This is a genomic window from Streptomyces sp. NPDC086989, from assembly GCF_044745505.1.
GTDB lineage: Bacteria > Actinomycetota > Actinomycetes > Streptomycetales > Streptomycetaceae > Streptomyces.
The window spans coordinates 1-22,647 of sequence record NZ_JBIVAL010000022.1 but is presented as its reverse complement, the minus strand read 5'-3'; the positions used below and the strand labels follow the sequence as shown (position 1 = coordinate 22,647).

The window sequence follows — 22,647 nt, the reverse complement described above, 5'->3', positions numbered from 1 at the left end:
TCATCCTGCGCGATCTGCGGCCGCAGGACCAGACATTTCGGCAGTGATCGCCCAGCGCTCGTGGTCGCGCCAGGCGCCGTCGACGAAGAGGAAGTCCGGGGAGAACCCCTCCCGCCGGAACCCGGCCCCGCGGACCAGGGCGAGGGAGGCCGCGTTGCCCGGCTGGATGTTGGCCTCCAGCCGGTGCAGCTCCAGGCCGCCCTCGTCCCCGGGGGTGAAGGCGTGCGCCACGACGAGGCCCAGGGCCTCCCGGAACAGCCCCCGTCCCGCGGCGTGCGCGAAGGCGCCGTAACCGAGAGCTCCGCAGTCGAAGGCGCCGCGGACGATGTTGTTGATGTTGACGAAGCCCGCGATGGCCCCGGTCTCGCGTTCGCAGACCAGGAAGCCCACCCGTGTCTCACCCTGGATCAGGGACGCGGCGTAAGGCTCGTACTCCTCGATCGTCGCCGGCGGGGCGAGCCAGGGGTGGTGGAGGTGGCGGCTCTCGTGGACGTGGGTGGTGAACTCGGGGCCGTCGGCGAGCCGGAAGGGCCGCAGCCCGACGTGCCGTCCCTCGCGCAGGTACGCGGAATATGACATCCGCCCAGGCTATGAGCTGTGACAGGATTCCCGGCGTGATCATCACCCCGGACACCGAAGAACTGCTGCACGCGGCGGTACGCAACAACGCCGAGTGGTGCGCGGCGGTCAGCGGCGGCGGCGCGTTCACGCACGACGCGTGGACCAGCGCCCACCGCACCCCGCCGTACTACCCCGACGGCGTGACCCTGACCCGCGGCGCCTCGGCGGACGCGCTGCTGGCCGGGATGGACACCGCCTCCCCCGGCTGCTCGGTGAAGGACAGCTTCGCTCTGCTCGACCTGGCTCCGGCGGGCTTCGAGGTGCTGTTCGGCGCCGAGTGGATCCACCGGCCGGCGGACGCCCCGGTTCCGGCCGCGTCCGCACTGGCCTGGGCCCGGGTCGCCGACGCCGGGGAGCTGGCCGGCTGGGAGGCGGCCTGGGACGGCGGGGAGAGCGGCGGCCTGTTCTCCGCGGGCCTGCTCACGCCGGAGATCGCCTTCCTCGCCGGACGGGCGGCCGACGGGCGCATCGTCGCCGGGGCAGCCGCCAACCGGACCGGCGGGGTCGTCGGGATCTCCAACGTGTTCACCGCGGACGGCACCCCGGACGACGAGGCCTGGGCGGGCGCCCTCACCGCGGTCGCGGCGCTGTGGCCCGGCCTGCCGGTCGTCGGCTACGAGGCCGGGGACGACCTGGACACCGCGGTCCGTCACGGCTTCACCCCGCTGGGCCCGCTGCGCGTCTGGCTGCACACGGCCCGCCCGGAGCCCCGCTGCTAAAATGGGGTGCTTCTGCCCTCATCAGGGCGGGGGCCCGAATCAGGGTTGGGGTGAGTGCATGCTGACCCACCGAACCGGCGCGCGGCCCGCCCACCGGCGCACGGCGCTGCTGGCTCCCTGCGCGGCCCTGTTGCTCGCGGTCGGCGTGCCGCCGGCCGCGGCGGCGACCACGGACCCGTCGCCCGCCCCCGCTCCCGCGGCGACGATGACCCCGCCCGCGCCCACCCGCATCCCGTCGCCCCTGAAGCCGATCAGGCCGGCCGCCCCCCGGGCCGTGGACGACCCGGCGGCGAAACGGCCGGCGGTCCCCGGCGCGGCGGTGCTGCTCCACACCCCGCAGGGCGCCTTCCATGCGGTCACCGGCACGTCGGAGCCCGGCACCGCCCCACCGCCGAGCACCGGCTAGAGGAGCGTGCGCACCAGGCCCCGCCGGCCAGACGGGACTGTGGCGACAGCCCTTAACTGTGACGACAGCCCTCAGGGGGCGTCCGGCTTCCCGGCCGGGGCCGGTCGCAGGGCGAGGCGGGGGACGTCGGGCCGGTCGAAGCCGAACACCTGGGCGTACAGGGAGAGTTCCGCCTCAAGTGCCCGGACCATGGTGTCCGCCCGCCGGAACCCGTGCCCCTCGCCCTCGAAGGCGACGTACGCGTGCGGCACCGGGCGCCCCCGCAGGGCCGCGAGGAAGCGCTCCGCCTGGGCCGGCGGGCAGACCGGGTCGTCCAGGCCCTGGAGCAGTACGAAGGGGGCGGTGATCCGGTCGGCCCGGGCCACCGGCGAGCGCTCGCGGCAGCGTACGGCCAGGGTCTGCGGGGGGCCGGCCAGACCGTCGACGTAGCGGGACTCCAGGTCGTGGGTCTCCTCGGCGAAGCCAAGCAGGTCCAGGACGGGGTAGATGATCGTGCCGCAGGCGTACAGGTCACCGGCGGCCAGCGAGGCCGCCGCCGTCCAGCCGCCCGCGCTGGCGCCGCGGATGGCGAGCCGGCCGGGGTCGGCGGTGCCCTCGGCCGCCAGCGACCGGGCCACCGCCGCGCAGTCCTCCACGTCGACGACGCCCCACTGCTCGCGCAGCCGTTCCCGGTAGGCGCGCCCGTAGCCGCTGGAGCCGCCGTAGTTCACTTCGGCCACGCCGATGCCGCGCGAGGTGAAGTAGGCGATGTGCAGGTCGAGTACGGGGGGCACATGGTCGGTGGGGCCGCCGTGCGCCCAGATCACGTACGGGGGCAGTTCGTCGGCGGGGGCCCCGCGCGCGGGGTGGTGCGGCGGGTAGACGTGGGCGTGGATCTCCCGGCCGCCCGGGCCGAGGAACGTCCTGCTCTGCGGTTCCGGGTAGTACGAGGGGTCCACCGGGTCCACCCCGGCCGCGCCGACCACCCGGGCGTGCCCGTTGCCGGTGTCGAGTTCCACGACCTCGTAGGCGCTGCGCGGGCTGGCCGCGACCCCGTAGACGCGGGTGCCGTGCGCGGCGAGGGTGGGCTGCCAGGCCGTCCACGGCCCGGCGGCGTCCACCAGGTCGCCGCTCTCCGGGTCGAGGACGCCGAGCACCGAGGAGCCCTGGCCGTGCAGGACGGCGAGGAGCCCTCCGGGGAGCGGGGCCAGCCAGCTCAGCCCGGGCTTCCACAGGGGGCCGCCGAACTCCTCTTCGCGCGGGCACAGGTTGACGGCCTCGCCGGTCACCGGGTCCACCCGGTACGGGTTCCACCAGCCGCTGCGGTCGCTGACGGCGAGGAGGTCGCCGCGCAGGCTCCACTCCACCTGGGCCACGGCCTCCTCGGGGCCGCCCAGTACGGTACGGGCGTCGGCGAGCGTCCCGTCGGGCCGGATCCCGGCGACGCGCACCTCGGTGCCGTCCCAGGGCATCCGGGGGTGGTCCCACACCAGCCAGGCCGCGTGCAGGCCGTCGGGTGACAGCCGCGGTCCGGTGGTGAACCGGTGCCGGTCGTCGGTGAGTTCGCGTACGAGGGTCCGGTCCCCGGCGGCGGAGCCGTCCAGCGGAACGGCGGCCAGCACCCGGCGCACATCGGTGGGCGCCGGGCCGGTGAACTCCTCCAGCACGCACCAGACTTCACTCCCGCGCAGAACCGGATCGGCCCAGCGCAGCCCACCGCCGACCGCGGAGACGGGGGTGAGGGGGCGCGGGGCCGCGCCGCCGGGCGCGTCGGGCTCGTACGCGTACATCCGCTGGTCGGCGAAGTGCACGAACACCACCAGCGGTCCGTCCGCGGGCCGTTCGGCGCCGGCCCAGGGCCGGCCGCCGTACTCGGTGACACGGCTGCGGACGTTCCACGGCGCGGGCAGCACCGAGGCCTCGGGGCCGCCGTCGGCGGGCCTGCGCACCAGGGTCCGGCGGCCGCCCTCGGCCGGCCGGGGCTCGGTCCACCACACTTCCGGGCCGATGGTGCCGATGTACTCGGGCCGCCCGTCGAGCGAGGCGGCGGCGGCCGCGTCGATGGGCGACGGCCAGCTGCCGTAGGGCCCGGTGGGCACCGCCATCACGGGCTCCCCCTCACAAGGTCCGCAGGGCGTGGTCGAGGACGCGCACCCCGAAGTGCAGGGCGTCGACGGGGACCCGCTCGTCCACGCCGTGGAACAGGGACCAGTAGTCGAAGCCCGGGGGCAGCTTCAGCGGGGAGAAGCCGTATCCGGTGATCCCGAGCCGGGAGAACTGCTTGGCGTCGGTGCCGCCCGCCATGCAGAAGGGCACCACGTGGCCGTCGGGGTCGAAGCGTTCCACCGACTCGCGCAGGATCGCGAACGTCCGTCCGTCCACGGGGGCTTCGAGTGCCACCTCGCGGTGGTGGAACGCCCAGGTGACGTCCGGGCCGGTGAGGGCGTCGAGGGTGGCGATGAACTCGGCCTCGCCGCCGGGCAGCGTACGGCCGTCCACGTAGGCGGTGGCGGTGCCCGGAACGACGTTGAGCTTGTAACCGGCTTCGAGAATGGTCGGGTTGGCGCTGTTGCGCACGGTCGCCTCGACCAGGAGGCCGGCGGGGCCGAGTTTGCCGAGGACCGAGTCGGCGTCGAAACCGCGGGCGCGGGGGTCCACCGTCAGGCCCTGGAGGGCGGCGAGTTCGGTGATGCAGGCGGCGACGGTGTCGGTGAGCCGGACGGGCCACCGGTACTCGCCGATCCGGGCCACGGCTGCGGCGAGCCGGCTGACGGCATTGGCCCGGTTGGGCTTGGAGCCGTGCCCGGTCGTGCCGTGGGCGGTCAACTTCAGCCAGGCGGTGCCGCGTTCACCGGCCGCGATCGGATAGAGGGGCTGCCCGGGGCCGTTGTGCAGGGTGAAGGCGCCGGACTCGCTCAGCCCTTCCGTGCAGCCCTCGAAGAGGTGCGGGTACCGGTCGGCGAGGAAACCCGAGCCGTCGACCGCACTGTCCTCCTCGTCGGCGGTGTAGGCGATGACGACGTCCCGGCGGGGCCTGACCCCCGCGCGCGCCCAGGCCCGTACGACGGCCAGCACCATCGCGTCCATGTTCTTCATGTCGACGGCTCCGCGGCCCCAGACCACCCCGTCGCGGATCTCCCCGGAGAAGGGGTCCACGCTCCAGTCGGCGGGCTCGGCGGGGACCACGTCGAGGTGACCGTGGACGAGGAGGGCTTCGGCGCCGCGGTCGGTGCCCTCGATCCGGGCCATCACGTTGGTGCGACCGGGCGTGCGTTCGAGGAGGACCGGTTCCAGGCCGGCGCCGGCGAGGCGCTCGGCGACGTACTCGGCGGCGGGGCGTTCGCGGCAGTCGCCGCCGCCCCGGTTGGTGGTGTCGATGCGGATCAGGCCGGAGGTGAACGCGACGGCTTCGTCGAGCGCGACCTGATCCACCGGACTCACCGGGTCCTCCGTGCTCACCGGGCTCACCGGGCTCACCCGATCCGCCGGGTCCGCCGGGTCCGCCACGGGCCGGGGCTCCCCGGCGGGACTCTCCTGGGTGACTGCGGGCATGTCAGCCATACTGCTCCTCCACGGCCGCGGAGACGACCGTCGTGACCGCCTTGAAGGCCCGGATCCCCTCGTACATCGTCGCGCTGGTGTACGCGACCCGGCGCTCCCCGGAGCGTTCGACGCCCGGGACGACGGTCGCGGTCAGCGCCAGGTGCTCGGCGTCGAACTCCAGCTCCACGGTGTACGGGCCGCCGGGCACGGGTTCCCGGCGGACGGCGAGGGCCGCGGCCTCCTTGGCGGCGGCTCTGATGTCGGCGGCCGTGCGGGCCGGGGTGCGGCAGACGGCGGCGTAGCGGGAGACGTGGTCCTTGACGGCGACCTTGACCGCGTCCGGCGCGTACGCCTCGGCGTCCACGCAGGTCAGGTCGTCGCCGGTGACGAGGACGACGGGGACCCCGTACTCGGCGACGACGTGCGCGTTGAGCAGCCCCTCGCTCGCGCGGACGCCGTTGAGCCAGACCCCGGTGATGGAGTTGGCGAGGTAGGTGTGGGCGAGGACGCCCGGTGTGCCGGCGCCGGTGTGGTAGCCGACGAACGCGATGCCGTCGACGTCACCGTGCTGGACCCCCTCGACCATGCTGAGGGACTTGTGGCGGCCGGTGAGCATCTCGGCCCGCTCGTCGAGCTGTTCGAGCAGCAGGTTGCGCATGCTCCAGTGGGCCTCGTTGATGAGGACCTGGTCGGCGCCCCCGTCGAGGAAGCCGAGGACGGCCGCGTTCACGTCGGAGGTGAACAGCCGGCGGCAGCGCTCCCACTCGGGCGTGCCGGGCAGCACGTCGGCGGGCCAGGTGACGCCCGTGGCGCCTTCCATGTCGGCGGAGACGAGGATCTTCATCGGGCCCCCCGGGCGGTCGGCTGCGCAGGGCGCGGCCGACACGGACGGAGCCGTCCACGCAGGCCCCCAGCCTAGCCGCCCGGGCCCGTTCCGGCCGGGGGCCACGCCCGGGGGCGCGCCGGGAAACGCCCCCGGCGGGCGTCGCGCCGGGACGCCCGCCGCGGGCGGGGCCGGCCGGGGGCTCGGGCCGGGCGGAGAATCCACCCGATCCGGTGAGCCGCCCGGCGCCGCCGCGGGGCAACCGCCTTGCTCAGCCCTCGACTTCGGCGGCCAGGTTGGCCAGCAGGGTGTCGTAGATGCGGCCGAGGCCCTTGGGGGCGAAGGTGCGCTCGAAGAAGCCGCCGATGCCGCCGGCGCCGTTCCAGACGGTGGTGACCACGGCCTTGGACCTGCCCTCACCGGCGGGGGTGACGACCCAGGTGGTCACCATGGTGGAGTTGCGGTCCTTCTCCACGAGCTGGCCGTCGGTGGGCTCGGTGACCTCCAGCAGGCAGTCGCGCACGCGCTTGCTGGTGGCCTGGAGCTTCCAGTGGACGAGGGTGCCCTCGCCGTCGCCGCCCTCGCGCACCTCGTACTCGCTGAAGTGCTCGGGCAGCAGCTTGCCCCGGGTCCCGGCGTAGTCCGCCAGCGCGTCGAACACGGTCTCCGCGTCGGCCGCGATGATCCGTTCCGTGGTGGCCTCGACCTGCGCCATAGCTGTTCCTCCAGCAGTTGTGTCCGCTCGTCGCGGCAAGCCAACCACCTCCGGGGCACGCGCCCAAATCCGGGCCGCGCGGGCGGCCGGGCGGCCCCCGGCCGTGCGGGCGGGGCAGAGGGCCCGGCGCCCTCGGACTCCCCCCCGCACGATCATGGGAACGTTTGTTCTATTCTCGGCCCAGAGCTACCGAGGGAGGCGCTCATGCGCTGGGACAATCTGACGGACGGGCCCGCAGCCCCGGCCACCACGGGGGCGCTCTTCGGCGCCGGCTCCGTCGTCACGCGCACCTTCGACACCCCCGAGTTCCGCGGGATCACCTTCCACGAGGTCCGCGCCCGCTCGATCCTGAACCGTGTGCCCGGCGCCTCGCGGATGCCCTTCGAGTGGACGGTCAACCCGTACCGCGGGTGCAGTCACGCCTGCGTCTACTGCTTCGCCCGCAAGACGCACGCCTACCTCGACCTCGACACCGGCGCCGGCTTCGACTCGCAGATCGTCGTCAAGACCAACGCCCCGGAACTGCTGCGCCGCGAACTGGGCTCCGGCCGGTGGACCGGCGCGCACATCGCCATGGGCACCAACGTGGACTGCTACCAGCGCGCCGAGGGCCGCTACCGGCTGATGCCCGGGATCGTCGAGGCCCTGACCGAGCGCGCCAACCCGTTCTCCATCCTGACCAAGGGCACGCTGATCCTGCGCGACCTCCCCCTCCTGCGGCGGGCCGCCCAGGTCACCGACGTCGGCATCTGCGTCTCCGTCGGCTTCACCGACACCGCCCTGTGGCGGACCGTCGAACCCGGCACGCCCTCCCCCGCCGGCCGGCTGGCCGCCGTACGGGCCCTCACCGGCGCCGGGATCGAGTGCGGGGTGCTGATGGCCCCGGTCATCCCCTTCCTCGGGGACTCGCCCGAGCAGCTGCGGGCCACCGTCCGGGCCGTCGCCGAGTCGGGGGCGACCTCCGTGACACCCCTGGTACTCCATCTGCGGCCGGGCGCCCGCGAGTGGTTCGCGGCCTGGCTGCGGACGCACCACCCCCACCTGGTCGAACGGTACGAGCGGATGTACGCGGGGGGCTCGTACGCCCCCACCTGGTACCAGCGCCGGATCACCCGCCAAGTCCACGAACTCGCGGCGGAATTCGGCATCGGGCCCGCCCTGCCGGCCGCGGCGCACCGGACACCCGTCCCCGAACGCCCGGCCGAGCCCGCCCCCGCCGGGCCCACGCAGCTCAGCCTCCTGTGACCTCGTACGGCCTCTGAAGGCTCATCACATCGGGCCAATCGACTGCCCAATCCCGCCTTCCGGCCATGGTTTCCGGGACGATTCCGCCCAGAACCCTCGGCTGGGAGGCCCCATGCTGCACCCCGCGAAGAAGCGCGGCACCTTCACGAAGCGCGCCGCCGTCCTGCTGTCGATCGCCACCGCGACCGTGGCCGCCGCCGTCACGAGCCCGGCGGGTGCCGCACCGACGGCGGCGGCGCCCACCGGCACGGCCGCCGCCGCGGCCGCCGCGCTGCGCTGGACCGGCTGCGCGACCCCGCGCTACCCGACGCTGCAGTGCGCCTCCCTCAAGGTCCCGCTCGACCACGACCACCCGGCCGGCCGGCAGATCTCCCTGGCGCTGACCCGGGTCCCGCACACCGCCGCCACCTCCCAGGGCCCGCTGCTCGTCAACCCCGGCGGGCCCGGCGGAAGCGGCCGGGCCCTGGCCGGGTTCATCGCGTCCGCGCTGCCGAAGGACGTGGCCGCCCAGTACGACGTGATCGGCTTCGACCCCCGGGGCGTCGGCAAGAGCGAGCCCGCCCTGGACTGCGGACCCGGCCACTTCACCCCGGTGCGCCCGGACTCCGTACCGCTCGACGCGCAGACCGAGCGGGCCAACCTGGACCGGGTGAAGTCCTTCGCCGAGTCCTGCCAGACCAGGCACGCGGACGTCCTCCCGTACATCGGCACCGTCTCGGCCGCCCGCGACCTGGAGGTGCTGCGCGGCGCGCTGGGCGCGGCGAAGCTCAGCTACTTCGGCTACTCGTACGGCACCTACCTCGGCGCGGTGTACGCCAAGCTCCACCCCGGCCGGGTGCACCGCCTCGTCCTGGACTCCGTGGTCGACCCGGGCGGGGTCTGGTACGAGGACAACCTCGCACAGGACCAGGCGTTCGACGCCCGGCACAAGGCGTTCCTGGCGTGGGTGGCCCAGTACGACGAGAAGTACGGGCTGGGCGCCGACCCGGCGGTGGTCGAGGAGCGCTGGTACGCGATGCGGGACGCCCTGCGCGCGACGCCGGCGGGCGGCAAGGTGGGTCCGGCGGAGCTGGAGGACACCTTCATGCCGGGCGGCTACTACAACGGCTACTGGCCGGTCCTGGCCGAGGCCTTCTCCGCGTACGCCGTGACCGAGGACCCGAAGCCGCTGGTGGCGGCGTACGAGCGGTTCGGGGCGGTGGAGCCCTCCGCCGGCAACAGCTACAGCGTGTACACGGCGGTGCAGTGCCGTGACTCGGCCTGGCCGAAGGACTGGAACCAGTGGCGCGCGGACATGTGGCGCACCCACGCGAAGGCGCCCTTCATGACCTGGAACAACGCCTGGTACAACGCCCCGTGCGCGTTCTGGCGGACGGAGCCGCTGGCGGCTCCGGACGTGACCAACGCCGATCTCCCGCCCGCCCTGCTGCTCCAGGCGACGGACGACGCGGCGACCCCGTTCGAGGGGGCGCTGAGCATGAAGGGGAAGCTGAAGGGCTCGGCCCTGGTGGTCGAGGAGGGCGGCGGCAACCACGGGGTCTCGCTCAGCGGCAACAAGTGCCTGGACGAGAAGGTGGCGGGGTACCTGCGCACGGGGCAGGCCTCGGACGCGACCTGCGCCGCGCAGCCGGCCCCGAAGCCGACCACGTCGACCCGCGCGGTGCCGCCCTCGGCGGGCGGCACGGCCCTCCACGGCCTGCTGGGCTTCCGCGGCTGATCCGACCCGGGCAGGATCATGCCCATGACCACCACGCCCTCGGCCGCGCCCGTTCCCGCGCCCGCTCCCGCTCCCGCTCCCGCTCCCGGCCACCTCACCCGCGTCGCCGCCCCGGAAGGCATCGCCGCCAGCCCCCAGTACAGCCACGTCGTCTGGGGCACCGGTCGGTTCGTGGCCGTCTCGGGCCAGTGCGCCTTCGACGAGAAGGGCGAGGTGGTCGGCGAGGGCGACGCCGCCGCCCAGGCCCGGCAGGTGTTCGACAACCTGGGCCGGTGCCTGGCGGCGGCCGGGGCCACCTTCGACGACGTGGTGAAGCTGACGTACTTCGTCACGGACATGGCCCACCTCCCGGCGCTGCGGGAGGCACGCGCCGCCGTCATCCCCGCCGGCCGGCTGCCGGCGTCCTCGGCCGTCCAGGTCGCCGCCCTGGTCCGCCCGGAGCTCCTGCTGGAGGTGGAGGCCTTCGCGATCGTCCCGGTGGCCGGCTGAGCGCGCCGCCGCGTCCGCGCTCGGGCGGGGCGGGGTGCGGCCGGTTCAGCCGAGCCTGCGCAGCGCCGCCGTGGCCGCCACCGCGAGGCGGGGGTGGGACTGGGCGCTGACGAGGACCGGGCGGGCGCGCGGGTCGGCGAGCGCGCCGAGGCCCTCGACGCAGGCCAGGGCCACCCGCCAGTACGGGTCGTGCGGGGACAGCAGCCTCGACAGCGTGGCCATCAGGGCCGGCGCCGATTCGGGGGCGCGCAGGGCCGTCAGGAGCCGGACCGGCTGGAGGGCGTAGGCCGTGCGCAGGGTGTTGGTGGCGAGGGCCGCCGCGGCGCGGGCCGTACGCGGGTCCCCCAGGACGGCGAGCGCCTCGGCGGCGGCTTCGCAACGCGGTGGGTCGCGGTGGTTGAGGAGCAGCACCAGGGGCTCGAAGGCCCGCCGGTCCCCGGCGAGGCCCAGGCGGTACGCGGCCAGTTCGCGGGCCCACAGGGGCAGGCCGGCGGAGGTCAGGGAGGCGGCCAGGGCGTCGGGGTCCGCCGCGAGCAGTTCCCCGTACCGGGGGGAGGCTCCGGCTTCCGTTCGCAGGCGCTCCAGCACGTCGGTCACCCGGCCACCCTAGGACGGCTCGGCCGCCGCCACGGGCCGTTTCCGCAGATGACTGATCGATGATCGATGATCGGTACATTTGGGCGGTACAGGTCACATCTCCGCGCCCTGGCGCGCGAGTTACCGGCGGGTTACGCTCCTTTCAACGTACGAGGCCGGCCTGGTGACGCAGCCGCCCCGTACCAGTCGGTCCGGTACCTCATGCCCCTGGGCACGTCAGGTACCTCGTGCGGCTCGGGCGCCCCGTGCGCCTCGGCCCCCGCCCCTCTTGTTCGGCGTGGCCCCGGGACAGGGTCCGCCGTTCTCCCCCCGCCCGTTTCCGGGCCGGGCCCTCCTGCCGCGTCGTGCGCCGCGCGCAGCCCTCAGTCGTCACCCTCTTCCACTGGAGTCCCGCGATGGACCTTCCGTCCACGTCCAGTCAGTCCACCCTCCAGACCATCGCCGTCATCGGCCTCGGCACCATGGGCACCGGCATCGCCGAGGTCCTGGCCCAGGCCGGCCGCGAGGTCATCGGCATCGACATCAGCGACGCCGCCACCCGCCGGGCCACCGCCGCCCTCGCGGCCGCCACGGCCCGTTCGGTGACCCGCGAGCGGCTCACCGAGCAGGAGCGGGAGGGCGTCCTCGCCCGTTTCCGCACCTTCACCGAGCTGTCCGCCGCCGCCGACGCCGACCTCGTCATCGAGGTCGTCCCGGAGGACTACGAGCTCAAGCAGCGCCTCTTCCGCGAGCTCGACGCGATCGTCCGGCCCGACACGATCCTGGCCACCGGCACGAACGCGCTGTCGGTGACCCGGCTCGCCGCCGAGTCGCAGCGCCCCGAGCGCGTCCTCGGCCTGCACTTCTTCAACCCGGCGCCGGCGATGAAGCTGGTCGAGGTCGTCTCCAGCGTCCTGACGGCCCCACCGGCCGTCGAGGCGGTCACGGCGCTGGCCCGCGAGCTCGGCAAGGAGCCCGTCTCCGTCGGCGACCGCCCCGGCTTCGTCGCGGACGGCCTGCTGTTCGGCTACCTCAACCAGGCCGCCGCGATGTACGAGTCGAAGTACGCCTCCCGCGAGGACATCGACGCGGCGATGCGGCTGGGCTGCGGCCTGCCGATGGGCCCGCTCGCCCTGCTCGACCTGATCGGCGTGGACACGGCCCGCACCGTCCTGGAGGCCATGTACGCCGCCTCCGGCGACCGGCTGCACGCCCCGGCGCCGATCCTGGGCCACCTCGCGGAGGCGGGGCTGACCGGGCAGAAGTCCGGGCGCGGTTTCTACACGTACGCGGAGCCGGGCAGCTCCACGATCGTCCGCGACGCGCAGACCCCGCTGGACGGGGCCCGGCTCGGCGAGGGCCGTCCGGTCTCCTCGGTCGGCGTGGCCGGCTCCGGCACCATGGCGAGCGGTATCGCGCAGGTCTTCGCGCAGGCCGGTTTCGCGGTGGTGCTCGCCGCCCGCAGCCAGGAGAAGGCGGACGCCGCGAAGGCCGCGATCGGCAAGTCCTTGGGCCGTGCGGTGTCCAAGGGCAAGCTGACCGAGGAGAACGCGGCGCAGACGCTGGAGCGGATCACCCCGGCCGGCTCGCTGGACGCCTTCGCCGACGTGGACCTGGCCGTGGAGGCCGTCGCCGAGAACCTCGCGGTCAAGCAAGAGCTGTTCGCGGCCCTCGACAAGGTCTGCAAGCCGGGCGCGGTGCTGGCCACCACGACCTCCTCGCTCCCGGTGATCGCGGTGGCCCGCGTGACCTCGCGTCCGCAGGACGTGATCGGCATGCACTTCTTCAACCCGGCGCCGGCGATGAAGCTGGTCGAGGTGGTCCGGACCGTCCTGACCTCCGACGACGTGCACGCCACGGTCCGCGAGATCTGCACGAAGGTGCGCAAGCACCCGGTGGACTGCGGGGACCGGGCCGGGTTCATCGTGAACGCGCTGCTGTTCCCGTACCTGAACAACGCCGTCAAGATGGTCGAGCAGCACTACGCCAGCCTCGACGACATCGACGCCGCCATGAGGCTGGGCGGCGGCTACCCGATGGGGCCCTTCGAGCTCCTCGACGTCGTCGGCCTGGACGTCTCGCTGGCGATCGAGAAGGTCCTCCACAAGGAGTTCCGCGACCCCGGTCTGGCCCCCTCCCCGCTGCTGGAGCACCTGGTGGCGGCGGGCTGCCTGGGCCGGAAGACCGGCCGCGGATTCCGTGAGTACGCCCGCCGGTAAGCCGCCGCGGGCCCCGGAGCCGGATGCGTGGGGAGGGCTGCTCGGGTCTGCCGGACCCTCACGGCAGACCGTACCTTCCGAGCCCAGTGCGGGCTCTCCCCCGCATCCACCCCCGTCCCACCCCCCTCAGGCGCGCTCGCCCGCCCGAATGAAGTACTTTCGCTCTATGTCCCAGCCCGCCAAGTCCTCGCCCCGCGCCGCCACGGCCTCCGACGCCCCGGAGAGCACGGCCGGCACCAAGGCGGCCGCACAGCGGCTCAAGATGCGGCGCGAGCTCGCCGCGGCCGCGATGGAGCTGTTCGCGACCAAGGGGTACGAGGCGACGACGGTCGACGAGATCGCCGCGACGGCGGGGGTGGCGCGGCGGACGTTCTTCCGGCACTTCCGGTCCAAGGAAGAGGCGATCTTCCCGGACCACGACGACACCCTGACCAGGGCCGAGGCCGTGCTGGACGTGGCCCCGGCGCACGAGCACCCGCTCGACACGGTGTGCCGCGGGATCAAGGAAGTCATGAAGATGTACGCCGCCTCGCCGGCGGTGTCGGTGGAGCGCTACCGGCTGACCCGCGAGGTGCCGGCGCTGCGGGAGCGGGAGATCGCCTCGGTGGCCCGCTACGAGCGGCTGTTCACCCGCTACCTGCTGGCCCACTTCGACGAGACCGACCATCACGACGGCAACGACGACCCGCTGCTGGCCGAGGTGGCCGCCTCCGCCGTGGTGACGGCCCACAACCACGTGCTGCGGCGCTGGCTGCGCGCGGGGGGCCAGGGGGACGTGGAGGCGCAGCTGGACCACGCCTTCTCCATCGTGCGCAAGACCTTCGGCACGGGGATCGGCGCGGGCCGGACCCTGACCACCGGTCCGGCCCCGGCCGCGCCGGCGGAGGTCCGTACGCAGGGCGAGGTGCTGGTGGCGGTGGCCCGGACGGACGCCCCACTCGACGAGGTCATGCGGACCATCGAGGAAGCGCTGAGAAACAAGCAGTAGACGCACGAGTCACGCACATCACAGTGGCCGCTCCCATTCCGGGGGCGGCCGCTTTTGTTTGTCCGACTTGCCCCTACTCGCCGGTAACTCTGATCGATCATCGCTCATATGCGCAGGTCAATAGGCAAATGAGAGAAAGTTTTGGCACGCGGTGCCTTGCTGAGTGACACGGGGTGCCATACGTTAAATCTCGTCCGGATGTCCCCGCGGTCCACGCCCACTCGGCACGAACCGCGCCCCGGATGCCTGCGTCACCAGGCACCGCACGCCCCACCACGGGCGTCGCCAGCACCACAGCTCCGCCGGACCGACGGCACCACGCAGCACCACACCACACCCGTTCCACGCACCCGCGTATCCCTCAGCGCACCCTCATCAGCGCTTCGCCGGAGGCAACACCGTGAAGGACATCCTGGACGCGATCCAGTCGCAGGCCGCTACGCCCGCCGACTTCGCGAATCTGCCGCTTCCCGACTCGTACCGCGCGGTCACCGTGCACAAGGACGAGGCGGAGATGTTCGCAGGGCTCACCACCCGCGAGAAGGACCCGCGCAAGTCCCTGCACCTCGACCAGGTCCCGGTGCCGGAGCTCGGCCCGGGCGAGGCCCTCGTGGCCGTCATGGCCTCGTCGGTCAACTACAACTCCGTGTGGACCTCGATCTTCGAGCCCGTGTCCACCTTCAGCTTCCTGGAGCGCTACGGGCGCCTGTCGGAGCTCACCAAGCGCCACGACCTCCCGTACCACGTCATCGGCTCCGACCTCGCGGGCGTCGTGCTGCGCACCGGCCCCGGCGTCAACGCCTGGAAGCCCGGCGACGAGGTCGTCGCGCACTGCCTCTCCGTCGAGCTGGAGTCCTCCGACGGCCACAACGACACGATGCTCGACCCCGAGCAGCGCATCTGGGGCTTCGAGACCAACTTCGGCGGCCTGGCGGAGATCGCACTCGTCAAGTCCAACCAGCTGATGCCCAAGCCCGGCCACCTCAGCTGGGAGGAGGCCGCCTCCCCCGGCCTGGTCAACTCCACCGCCTACCGCCAGCTGGTCTCCAACAACGGCGCCGGCATGAAGCAGGGCGACAACGTCCTGATCTGGGGCGCCAGCGGCGGCCTCGGCTCATACGCCACCCAGTTCGCGCTGGCCGGCGGCGCCAACCCGATCTGCGTGGTCTCCTCCCCCGAGAAGGCGGACATCTGCCGCGCGATGGGCGCCGAGGCGGTCATCGACCGCAACGCCGAGGGCTACAAGTTCTGGAAGGACGAGCAGACCCAGGACCCCAAGGAGTGGAAGCGCTTCGGCAAGCGCATCCGCGAGCTGACCGGTGGCGAGGACATCGACATCGTCTTCGAGCACCCCGGCCGCGAGACCTTCGGCGCCTCGGTCTACGTCACCCGCAAGGGCGGCACCATCACCACCTGCGCCTCGACCTCGGGCTACATGCACGAGTACGACAACCGCTACCTGTGGATGTCGCTCAAGCGGATCGTCGGCTCGCACTTCGCCAACTACCGCGAGGCCTGGGAGGCCAACCGGCTGGTGGCCAAGGGCAAGATCCACCCGACCCTGTCCAAGGTCTACTCCCTGGAGGAGACCGGCCAGGCCGCCTACGACGTCCACCGCAACCTCCACCAGGGCAAGGTCGGCGTCCTCGCCCTCGCCCCCGAGGAGGGCCTGGGCATCCGCAACCAGGAGCTCCGCGCCCAGCACATCGACGCCATCAACCGCTTCCGCAACGTCTGAGACGTCCGAGGGCCCAGAGGGACAGCCTGAGATGACAGAGCGCCAGAAAGACCGTCCGTGGCTCATGCGGACGTACGCCGGCCACTCCACGGCCGAGGCGTCCAACGAGCTGTACCGCCGCAACCTCGCCAAGGGCCAGACCGGCCTGTCGGTCGCGTTCGACCTCCCGACGCAGACCGGCTACGACCCCGACCACATCCTCGCCCGCGGCGAGGTGGGCCGGGTCGGGGTCCCGGTCTCCCATCTGGGCGACATGCGGCGGCTGTTCCAGGACATCCCCCTGGAGCAGATGAACACCTCGATGACGATCAACGCCACCGCCATGTGGCTGCTGGCGCTCTACCAGGTGGCCGCCGAGGAGCAGGGCGCGGACATCGCCCAGCTCCAGGGCACCACCCAGAACGACATCGTCAAGGAGTACCTCTCGCGCGGGACGCACGTCTTCCCGCCCGGGCCCTCGCTCCGCCTGACGACGGACATGATCGCGTACACGGTCAACCACATCCCGAAGTGGAACCCGATCAACATCTGCTCATACCACCTCCAGGAGGCCGGGGCCACCCCGGTCCAGGAGATCTCGTACGCGATGTCGACCGCGATCGCCGTGCTGGACTCGGTGCGCGACTCGGGCCAGGTCCCGGAGGATCGTTTCGGCGAAGTGGTCGCCCGCATCTCGTTCTTCGTGAACGCGGGTGTCCGCTTCATCGAGGAGATGTGCAAGATGCGCGCCTTCGGCCGCATCTGGGACCAGGTCACCCGCGAGCGCTACGGCATCGAGAACGCCAAGCAGCGCCGCTTCCGCTACGGCGTCCAGGTCAACTCCCTGGGCCTGACCGAGGCGCAGCCGGAGAACAACGTCCAGCGCATCGTGCTGGAGATGCTCGCGGTCACCCTCTCCAAGGACGCCCGGGCCCGCGCCGTGCAGCTGCCCGCCTGGAACGAGGCGCTGGGCCTGCCCCGGCCCTGGGACCAGCAGTGGTCGCTGCGCATCCAGCAGGTCCTGGCCCACGAGAGCGACCTGCTGGAGTACGAGGACATCTTCGCCGGATCCCACGTCATCGAGGCCAAAGTCGACTCCCTGGTCGCCGACTGCCTGGCCGAGATCGACCGGATCCAGGAGATGGGCGGCGCGATGGCCGCAGTCGAGTCCGGGTACCTGAAGTCCCAGCTCGTCTCCTCCCACGCCGAGCGGCGGGCCCGCATCGAGGCTGGCGAGGACAAGATCGTCGGCGTCAACTGCTTCGAGCAGACCGAGGAGAACCCGCTGACGGCCGACCTGGACGGCGCCATCATGACGGTCGACCCGGCCGTCGAGGCGCTGACCGTGGAGCGGATCGTCCGCTGGCGGGCCGAGCGGCAGGAGTCCTCGGACCGGCAGGGGAACGGCGACCCGTTCGTCTTCCCGACGGTGATGCAGGCCCTGGACCGGCTCAAGGAGGCCGCGGCCGGGACCGAGAACCTGATGGAGGCCACCCTGGAGTGCGCCCGCGCGGGTGTCACCACCGGCGAGTGGGCGAACGCCCTGCGCGAGGTGTTCGGCGAGTTCCGCGCCCCGACCGGGGTCTCCTCGGCCCCGGTGGCCGTCACCGCCGAAGAAGGCACGCCGATGGCCCTCGTCCGCGAGAAGGTTGCCCGGACCGCCGAGGACCTGGGCTCCGGCCGACTGCGCCTGCTGGTCGGCAAGCCCGGCCTGGACGGCCACTCCAACGGCGCCGAGCAGATCGCCGTACGGGCCCGCGACGCCGGGTTCGAGGTGGTCTACCAGGGCATCCGGCTGACGCCCGAGGAGATCTCCTCGGCGGCGCTGGCCGAGGACGTGCACTGCGTGGGACTGTCCATCCTGTCCGGCTCGCACAGCGCGCTCGTGCCGGACGTGCTGGAACGCCTCCGTACCGCGGGGGCGGGTGACATACCCGTCGTCCTCGGCGGCATCATTCCGAACGCCGACGCGATCGCGCTCAAGGCGGCCGGAGTCGCCGCCGTCTTCACACCCAAGGACTTCGGCATCACGGAGATCATCGGCCGTATCGTCGACGAGATCCGGAAAGCGAACAAGCTCGACCCTCTGGAGGTCCCCGCATGACCACGCCCTCTTCCCCCGTGAACCGGCTGCGTCCGCGCCGCTCCTGCCTCGCGGTGCCGGGCTCGAACCCCCGCTTCCTGGAGAAGGCCCAGGGCCTGCCGGCCGACCAGGTCTTCCTCGACCTGGAGGACGCCTGCGCCCCGCTCGCCAAGGAGGGCGCCCGCCACACCATCGTGGACGCGCTGAACAACGGCGACTGGACCGGCAAGACCCGGGTGGTGCGCGTCAACGACTGGACCACGCACTGGACGTACCGCGACGTCATCACCGTCGTGGAGGGCGCCGGCCAGAACCTCGACTGCATCATGCTGCCGAAGGTCCAGGACGCCCAGCAGGTCGTGGCGCTCGACCTCCTGCTGACCCAGATCGAGAAGACGATGGGCTTCGAGGTCGGCAAGATCGGCATCGAGGCTCAGATCGAGAACGCCAAGGGCCTGGTCAACGTCGACGAGATCGCCGCCGCCTCGCCGCGGCTGGAGACCATCATCTTCGGCCCCGCCGACTTCATGGCCTCGATCAACATGAAGTCCCTGGTCGTGGGCATGCAGCCGCCCGGCTACCCGGCGGACGCCTACCACTACATCCTGATGCGGATCCTGATGGCGGCCCGCATGCACAACCTCCAGGCGATCGACGGCCCCTTCCTCCAGATCCGCGACGTGGACGCCTACCGCGAGGTGGCGGGCCGGGCCGCGGCGCTGGGCTTCGACGGCAAGTGGGTCCTGCACCCGGGCCAGGTCGAGGCGGCCAACGAGGTCTTCTCCCCCTCCCAGGAGGACTACGACCACGCCGAGCTGATCCTCGACGCGTACGACTGGTGCACCTCCGAGGCCGGCGGCAAGAAGGGCTCGGCCATGCTCGGCGACGAGATGATCGACGAGGCCAGCCGCAAGATGGCCCTGGTCATCGCGGGCAAGGGCCGCGCCGCCGGCATGCAGCGCACCACCAAGTTCGAGATCCCGGAGGCCTAGGGCCATGCAGTTCGGACGCACGTACGAAGAGTTCGAGGTCGGCGCGGTCTACAAGCACTGGCCCGGGAAGACGGTCACCGAGTACGACGACCACCTCTTCTGTCTGCTGACCATGAACCACCACCCGCTCCACATGGACAGCAATTACGCGGAGAACACGACCGACTTCGGCAAGAACGTGGTCGTGGGCAACTACATCTACTCGCTGCTGCTCGGCATGTCCGTGCCGGACGTCTCCGGGAAGGCCATCGCCAACCTGGAGATCGAGTCGCTGCGGCACGTGGCGCCGACCTTCCACGGCGACACCATCTACGGCGAGACCACGGTCCTCGACAAGACCCCGTCCAAGTCGAAGAACGACCGCGGGATCGTCTACGTGGAGACCAAGGGCTACAAGCAGGACGGCACCCTCGTCTGCGTCTTCCGGCGCAAGGTGATGGTCCCGACCGAGACGTACATCAAGGAGCGCGGCGGCGAGCAGCCCGGCCGCCCGCAGCTGAAGGAACAGGGGAAGTAGCCATGGCCCGACTCGCCCAGACCGCCGGGCTGACCGACGTCCAGCGGGAGATCCTCAAGACCGTCCGGGAGTTCGTCGACAAGGAGATCATCCCGGTCGCGACCGAGCTCGAACACCGTGACGAGTACCCGCAGCAGATCGTCGACGGCCTCAAGGAGCTCGGCCTCTTCGGGCTGATGATCCCCGAGGAGTACGGCGGCCTGGGTGAGTCGCTGCTCACCTACGCGCTGTGCGTGGAGGAGATAGCGCGGGGCTGGATGTCCGTCTCGGGCATCATCAACACCCACTTCATCGTGGCGTACATGCTCAAGCAGCACGGCACCCAGGAGCAGAAGGACCACTTCCTCCCCCGCATGGCGCTGGGCGAGGTGCGCGGCGCGTTCTCGATGTCCGAGCCGGCGCTGGGCTCCGACGTGTCGGCCATCACGTCCAAGGCGGTCAAGGACGGCGACGAGTACGTCCTGAACGGCCAGAAGATGTGGCTGACGAACGGCGGCAGCTCCACGCTGGTGGCGGTCCTCGTGCGAAGTGACGAAGGACACCCCGAGGGCACGGCCCCCCACAAGTCGATGACGACCTTCCTCGTCGAGAAGGAGCCGGGCTTCGGTGAGGTCCGTCCGGGCCTGACCATCCCCGGCAAGATCGACAAGATGGGCTACAAGGGCGTCGACACGACCGAGCTCATCATGGATGGTCTGCGCATTCCGGCCAATCGGGTCCTCGGCGGCCAGACCGGCCGAGGGTTTTACCAAATGATGGACGGCGTCGAGGTCGGCCGCGTGAACGTGGCGGCGCGTGGCTGTGGCGTAGCGCAGCGTGCGTTCGAACTGGGTGTCTCTTATGCCCAGCAGCGTCACACTTTCGGCAAGGCGATCGCCGAACACCAGGCCATTCAGTTCAAGCTGGCCGAGATGGCTACCAAGGTCGAGGCCGCCCATGCCATGATGGTCAACGCAGCACGCAAAAAGGACTCCGGGGAACGAAACGACCTCGAGGCAGGGATGGCGAAGTACCTCGCCTCCGAATACTGCAAGGAAGTGGTGGAGGACGCCTTCCGTATCCATGGCGGCTACGGGTTCTCCAAGGAGTACGAGATCGAGCGCCTCTACCGTGAGGCGCCGATGCTGCTGATCGGTGAAGGTACGGCCGAGATCCAGAAAATGATCATCGGTCGACGGCTCCTCGAGGAGTACCGACTGCAGGGCTGAAAGTCCCTTTTGCGGCGAATCCTCCATGGGTTCGTCGCAAAAGGATCACTGGCAGTCACTGGCTGACGGCCATCGACTCGGCTTCTGGCTTGCCCAGTTGTTGCGTGCAACCGATAGCATTCCAGTAAAGCCGCCGTCCCGTCCCCCTGTTTGCGGCGCGGCAATCACCCGCTACGAAGGTCATCCATGCCCCACAGCCAAACCTCTGCACCTCGCGTCGGCATCCTCGGTGGACGTCTCGCACGCGGAGCATCGCCGTGGCTTCTGCCGACCGTCGCCACCGCTGCGCTCAGCCTCACCCGGGCCCGCAAGTCCGGGCGCTGGGCGGCAGTGGCCGTGCCCACCACCGCTCTCGCGGCGGGCATGCTGTGGTTCTTCCGCGATCCCGAGCGTGAGATCACGCAGGGCCGTGTCATCTCGCCCGCCGACGGTGTGGTGCAGAGCATCATGCCGTGGAAGGACGGACGGACCCGGGTCGCGATCTTCATGAGCCCGCTGAACGTCCACGTCAACCGTGCGCCCCTCGCGGGCACGGTGACGTCCGTGGAGCACATCCCCGGCGGGTTCGTCCCGGCGTTCAACAAGGAGAGCGAGAACAACGAGCGCGTTGTCTGGCACTTCGACACCGAGCTCGGCGACATCGAGATGGTGCAGATCGCCGGCGCCGTCGCACGCCGCATCGTCCCGTACCTGCCGGCCGGCACCAAGGTGGAGCAGGGCGAACGCATCGGTCTGATCCGTTTCGGCTCCCGCGTCGACATCTACCTCCCCGAGGGTGTCGAGGTCGCGGTCGAGGTCGGTCAGGCCACCACCGCGGGGGTGACCCGAATTGACCGTGACTGACCCTGAGACTCCCATCACACCGACGGGTGGGTGGGTTCCCGAGGCCGCGGAGGAGGAGACCGCCGAAGACGACATGCCGCTCTCGCTGCGGCTGTCGATAGCGGACACCCTCACCCTCGGTAACGCGACGTGCGGATTCATGGCGGTGTACTTCACCACCACCGGGATCCTCATCCCGCACCTCACCGGCAGCGGCGAGTCGGGCATGGCCCGGCACAGCGCGGCGACCGCGGTGATACTGATGCTCCTCGCGGCGGTCTTCGACCTCTTCGACGGCATCGTGGCCCGCAAGCTGCGCAGCTCGCCGATGGGCGCGGAACTGGACAACCTGTCCGACCTGATCAGCTTCGGGCTGGCGCCGGCGTACTTCGTGCTGGTCTACGGCATGGTCGCCGACGACGCGCACCAGAAGATGTCCGCACTGGCGGCGATCGTGGTGCTGCTGGCGGTGGTCCTGCGGCTGGCGAGGTTCAGCTGCGTGACGATGAAGGACGGCATGTTCCAGGGCATGCCGAGCCCCTTCGGCGCGCTGACGGTCGTCTCGATCGTCCTGCTGGAGCTGCCGTTCGTCCCGACGCTGCTGGCGATCATCGGGGTGGCCTGGCTGATGGTGAGCCGGGTCGAGTACCCGAAGCCGCGGGGTGTCCTCGCGGTGGCGATGCTGAGCTGGATCGTCGGGGCGATGGGCCTGCTGGCGGCCTGGGCGTTCGACGCCCCGGGCGGTCAGCTGCTGCTCCAGACCGGCTGCGCACTGCAGATCGCTCTGGCGGCGACCATCCCGCTGTTCGCGACGACCCGTCGCGCGAACACGTTCCGCCACAACCGCCGCGAGGCGCGAGCGGCGCAGCTCCCGTAACACTGCTCCGGAAGGGCCCCCGATGCCGATGGCACGGGGGCCCTTCCGCATACCCGGGGCTGCGCGGCCCTCCGGGGTGGCGCGGCCGGTGGCGGGCGCGGCCGGTGGCGGGCGCGGCCGGTGGCGGGACGGACCCACTGGCCCGGGACGGGAGCGGGGGGCCGTGACGGGGACGGGGTGGACCCACTGGCGGGGTGGCGCGGCCGGTGGCGGGGGGGGGGGGGGGGGGGGGGGGGGGGGGGGGGGGGGGGGGGGGGGGGGGGGGGGGGGGGGGGGGGGGGGGGGGGGGGGGGGGCGGGGGGGGGGGGGGGGGGGGGGGGGGGGGGGGGGGGGGGGGGGGGGGGGGGGGGGGGGGGGGGGGGGGGGGGGGGGGGGGGGGGGGGGGGGGGGG

At 72.2% G+C, this 22,647-nt stretch carries 20 protein-coding genes; 14 read left to right on the top strand and 6 right to left on the bottom strand.

Translation table 11 applies throughout. The features are described from left to right. Positions 1 to 579 carry a GNAT family N-acetyltransferase gene (locus tag ACIPK4_RS35325; protein ID WP_402320705.1) on the bottom strand — a complete coding sequence of 193 codons (579 nt, stop codon included), beginning with the start codon at positions 577 to 579 and terminating at the stop codon, positions 1 to 3. Positions 580 to 590: 11 nt separating this feature from the next. Between ACIPK4_RS35325 and ACIPK4_RS35320 the strand changes: the two genes are divergently transcribed. Continuing rightward, positions 591 to 1,340 carry a hypothetical protein gene (locus tag ACIPK4_RS35320; RefSeq protein ID WP_402320702.1) on the top strand — a complete coding sequence of 250 codons (750 nt, stop codon included), beginning with the start codon at positions 591 to 593 and terminating at the stop codon, positions 1,338 to 1,340. A gap of 58 nt (positions 1,341 to 1,398) precedes the next feature. Continuing rightward, positions 1,399 to 1,746: a hypothetical protein gene (locus ACIPK4_RS35315; RefSeq protein ID WP_402320699.1), complete on the top strand. Its 348-nt coding sequence runs from the start codon at positions 1,399 to 1,401 to the stop codon at positions 1,744 to 1,746. A gap of 71 nt (positions 1,747 to 1,817) precedes the next feature. Here the strand turns inward: ACIPK4_RS35315 and ACIPK4_RS35310 are convergent, their stop codons facing one another. From ACIPK4_RS35310 to ACIPK4_RS35295, 4 genes are all read right to left on the bottom strand, one after another. Continuing rightward, positions 1,818 to 3,830 carry a S9 family peptidase gene (locus tag ACIPK4_RS35310; RefSeq protein ID WP_402320697.1) on the bottom strand — a complete coding sequence of 671 codons (2,013 nt, stop codon included), beginning with the start codon at positions 3,828 to 3,830 and terminating at the stop codon, positions 1,818 to 1,820. A 13-nt stretch (positions 3,831 to 3,843) separates the two neighbouring features. Next, positions 3,844 to 5,277, bottom strand: a complete 1,434-nt coding sequence (locus tag ACIPK4_RS35305; protein WP_402320695.1) for a M20/M25/M40 family metallo-hydrolase — start codon at positions 5,275 to 5,277, stop codon at positions 3,844 to 3,846. 1 nt (position 5,278) lies between these two features. After that, complete coding sequence (locus ACIPK4_RS35300; RefSeq protein WP_402320693.1) at positions 5,279 to 6,112, bottom strand: M55 family metallopeptidase; 834 nt, start codon at positions 6,110 to 6,112, stop codon at positions 5,279 to 5,281. A 250-nt stretch (positions 6,113 to 6,362) separates the two neighbouring features. Further along, a complete protein-coding gene (locus tag ACIPK4_RS35295; protein WP_054227436.1) occupies positions 6,363 to 6,806 on the bottom strand; it encodes an SRPBCC family protein in 444 nt (147 codons plus the stop codon). A 204-nt stretch (positions 6,807 to 7,010) separates the two neighbouring features. Between ACIPK4_RS35295 and ACIPK4_RS35290 the strand changes: the two genes are divergently transcribed. The 3 genes from ACIPK4_RS35290 (at position 7,011) to ACIPK4_RS35280 (ending at position 10,257) form a co-directional block, all read left to right on the top strand. Next, positions 7,011 to 8,051 carry an Rv2578c family radical SAM protein gene (locus ACIPK4_RS35290; protein WP_402320691.1) on the top strand — a complete coding sequence of 347 codons (1,041 nt, stop codon included), beginning with the start codon at positions 7,011 to 7,013 and terminating at the stop codon, positions 8,049 to 8,051. A 112-nt stretch (positions 8,052 to 8,163) separates the two neighbouring features. Further along, positions 8,164 to 9,768, top strand: coding sequence for an alpha/beta hydrolase (locus ACIPK4_RS35285; RefSeq protein WP_402320689.1), 1,605 nt, complete (start codon positions 8,164 to 8,166; stop codon positions 9,766 to 9,768). 24 nt (positions 9,769 to 9,792) lie between these two features. Beyond that, complete coding sequence (locus ACIPK4_RS35280) at positions 9,793 to 10,257, top strand: RidA family protein (protein WP_402320687.1); 465 nt, start codon at positions 9,793 to 9,795, stop codon at positions 10,255 to 10,257. A 45-nt stretch (positions 10,258 to 10,302) separates the two neighbouring features. Here ACIPK4_RS35280 and ACIPK4_RS35275 read toward each other — a convergent pair whose 3' ends face one another. Next, complete coding sequence (locus ACIPK4_RS35275) at positions 10,303 to 10,854, bottom strand: HEAT repeat domain-containing protein (protein ID WP_402320684.1); 552 nt, start codon at positions 10,852 to 10,854, stop codon at positions 10,303 to 10,305. 395 nt (positions 10,855 to 11,249) lie between these two features. Between ACIPK4_RS35275 and ACIPK4_RS35270 the strand changes: the two genes are divergently transcribed. The 9 genes from ACIPK4_RS35270 to pssA all read left to right on the top strand — a co-directional run bounded on the left by ACIPK4_RS35270 (position 11,250) and on the right by pssA (position 22,256). Next, on the top strand, positions 11,250 to 13,052 hold the full coding sequence (locus ACIPK4_RS35270) for a 3-hydroxyacyl-CoA dehydrogenase family protein (protein WP_402320681.1): 1,803 nt from the start codon (positions 11,250 to 11,252) through the stop codon (positions 13,050 to 13,052). Between the two features lie 166 nt (positions 13,053 to 13,218). Continuing rightward, positions 13,219 to 14,040, top strand: coding sequence for a TetR family transcriptional regulator (locus ACIPK4_RS35265; protein WP_376193375.1), 822 nt, complete (start codon positions 13,219 to 13,221; stop codon positions 14,038 to 14,040). A 400-nt stretch (positions 14,041 to 14,440) separates the two neighbouring features. After that, a complete protein-coding gene (gene ccrA, locus ACIPK4_RS35260) occupies positions 14,441 to 15,778 on the top strand; it encodes a crotonyl-CoA carboxylase/reductase (RefSeq protein ID WP_402320678.1) in 1,338 nt (445 codons plus the stop codon). Positions 15,779 to 15,809: 31 nt separating this feature from the next. After that, entirely contained in the window at positions 15,810 to 17,861 is a 2,052-nt protein-coding gene (locus tag ACIPK4_RS35255; RefSeq protein WP_376193373.1) for a protein meaA, read from the top strand. Next, a complete protein-coding gene (locus ACIPK4_RS35250; RefSeq protein ID WP_054227428.1) occupies positions 17,858 to 18,832 on the top strand; it encodes a CoA ester lyase in 975 nt (324 codons plus the stop codon). Before ACIPK4_RS35255 ends, ACIPK4_RS35250 begins: the two co-directional genes overlap by 4 nt. 4 nt (positions 18,833 to 18,836) lie before the next feature. After that, a complete protein-coding gene (locus ACIPK4_RS35245) occupies positions 18,837 to 19,349 on the top strand; it encodes a MaoC family dehydratase (RefSeq protein ID WP_030155134.1) in 513 nt (170 codons plus the stop codon). Positions 19,350 to 19,351: 2 nt separating this feature from the next. After that, complete coding sequence (locus ACIPK4_RS35240; RefSeq protein WP_031158096.1) at positions 19,352 to 20,557, top strand: acyl-CoA dehydrogenase family protein; 1,206 nt, start codon at positions 19,352 to 19,354, stop codon at positions 20,555 to 20,557. A 186-nt stretch (positions 20,558 to 20,743) separates the two neighbouring features. Further along, entirely contained in the window at positions 20,744 to 21,400 is a 657-nt protein-coding gene (locus tag ACIPK4_RS35235) for a phosphatidylserine decarboxylase (protein ID WP_030868027.1), read from the top strand. Between the two features lie 73 nt (positions 21,401 to 21,473). Beyond that, positions 21,474 to 22,256 (top strand): CDP-diacylglycerol--serine O-phosphatidyltransferase, encoded by a 783-nt coding sequence (pssA, locus tag ACIPK4_RS35230; RefSeq protein ID WP_376193511.1) that lies wholly within the window; start codon positions 21,474 to 21,476, stop codon positions 22,254 to 22,256. Positions 22,257 to 22,647: the final 391 nt, after the last annotated feature.

Excerpts from the sequence above, each read along its gene's own strand:
- ACIPK4_RS35325 (WP_402320705.1), bottom strand. The coding sequence starts at position 579 with ATGTCATATTCCGCGTACCTGCGCGAGGGACGGCACGTCGGGCTGCGG.
- ACIPK4_RS35320 (WP_402320702.1), top strand. The coding sequence starts at position 591 with ATGAGCTGTGACAGGATTCCCGGCGTGATCATCACCCCGGACACCGAA.
- ACIPK4_RS35315 (WP_402320699.1), top strand. The coding sequence starts at position 1,399 with ATGCTGACCCACCGAACCGGCGCGCGGCCCGCCCACCGGCGCACGGCG.
- ACIPK4_RS35310 (WP_402320697.1), bottom strand. The coding sequence starts at position 3,830 with ATGGCGGTGCCCACCGGGCCCTACGGCAGCTGGCCGTCGCCCATCGAC.
- ACIPK4_RS35305 (WP_402320695.1), bottom strand. The coding sequence starts at position 5,277 with ATGCCCGCAGTCACCCAGGAGAGTCCCGCCGGGGAGCCCCGGCCCGTG.
- ACIPK4_RS35300 (WP_402320693.1), bottom strand. The coding sequence starts at position 6,112 with ATGAAGATCCTCGTCTCCGCCGACATGGAAGGCGCCACGGGCGTCACC.
- ACIPK4_RS35295 (WP_054227436.1), bottom strand. The coding sequence starts at position 6,806 with ATGGCGCAGGTCGAGGCCACCACGGAACGGATCATCGCGGCCGACGCG.
- ACIPK4_RS35290 (WP_402320691.1), top strand. The coding sequence starts at position 7,011 with ATGCGCTGGGACAATCTGACGGACGGGCCCGCAGCCCCGGCCACCACG.
- ACIPK4_RS35285 (WP_402320689.1), top strand. The coding sequence starts at position 8,164 with ATGCTGCACCCCGCGAAGAAGCGCGGCACCTTCACGAAGCGCGCCGCC.
- ACIPK4_RS35280 (WP_402320687.1), top strand. The coding sequence starts at position 9,793 with ATGACCACCACGCCCTCGGCCGCGCCCGTTCCCGCGCCCGCTCCCGCT.
- ACIPK4_RS35270 (WP_402320681.1), top strand. The coding sequence starts at position 11,250 with ATGGACCTTCCGTCCACGTCCAGTCAGTCCACCCTCCAGACCATCGCC.
- ACIPK4_RS35265 (WP_376193375.1), top strand. The coding sequence starts at position 13,219 with ATGTCCCAGCCCGCCAAGTCCTCGCCCCGCGCCGCCACGGCCTCCGAC.
- ACIPK4_RS35255 (WP_376193373.1), top strand. The coding sequence starts at position 15,810 with ATGACAGAGCGCCAGAAAGACCGTCCGTGGCTCATGCGGACGTACGCC.
- ACIPK4_RS35250 (WP_054227428.1), top strand. The coding sequence starts at position 17,858 with ATGACCACGCCCTCTTCCCCCGTGAACCGGCTGCGTCCGCGCCGCTCC.
- ACIPK4_RS35245 (WP_030155134.1), top strand. The coding sequence starts at position 18,837 with ATGCAGTTCGGACGCACGTACGAAGAGTTCGAGGTCGGCGCGGTCTAC.
- ACIPK4_RS35240 (WP_031158096.1), top strand. The coding sequence starts at position 19,352 with ATGGCCCGACTCGCCCAGACCGCCGGGCTGACCGACGTCCAGCGGGAG.
- ACIPK4_RS35235 (WP_030868027.1), top strand. The coding sequence starts at position 20,744 with ATGCCCCACAGCCAAACCTCTGCACCTCGCGTCGGCATCCTCGGTGGA.
- pssA (WP_376193511.1), top strand. The coding sequence starts at position 21,474 with ATGCCGCTCTCGCTGCGGCTGTCGATAGCGGACACCCTCACCCTCGGT.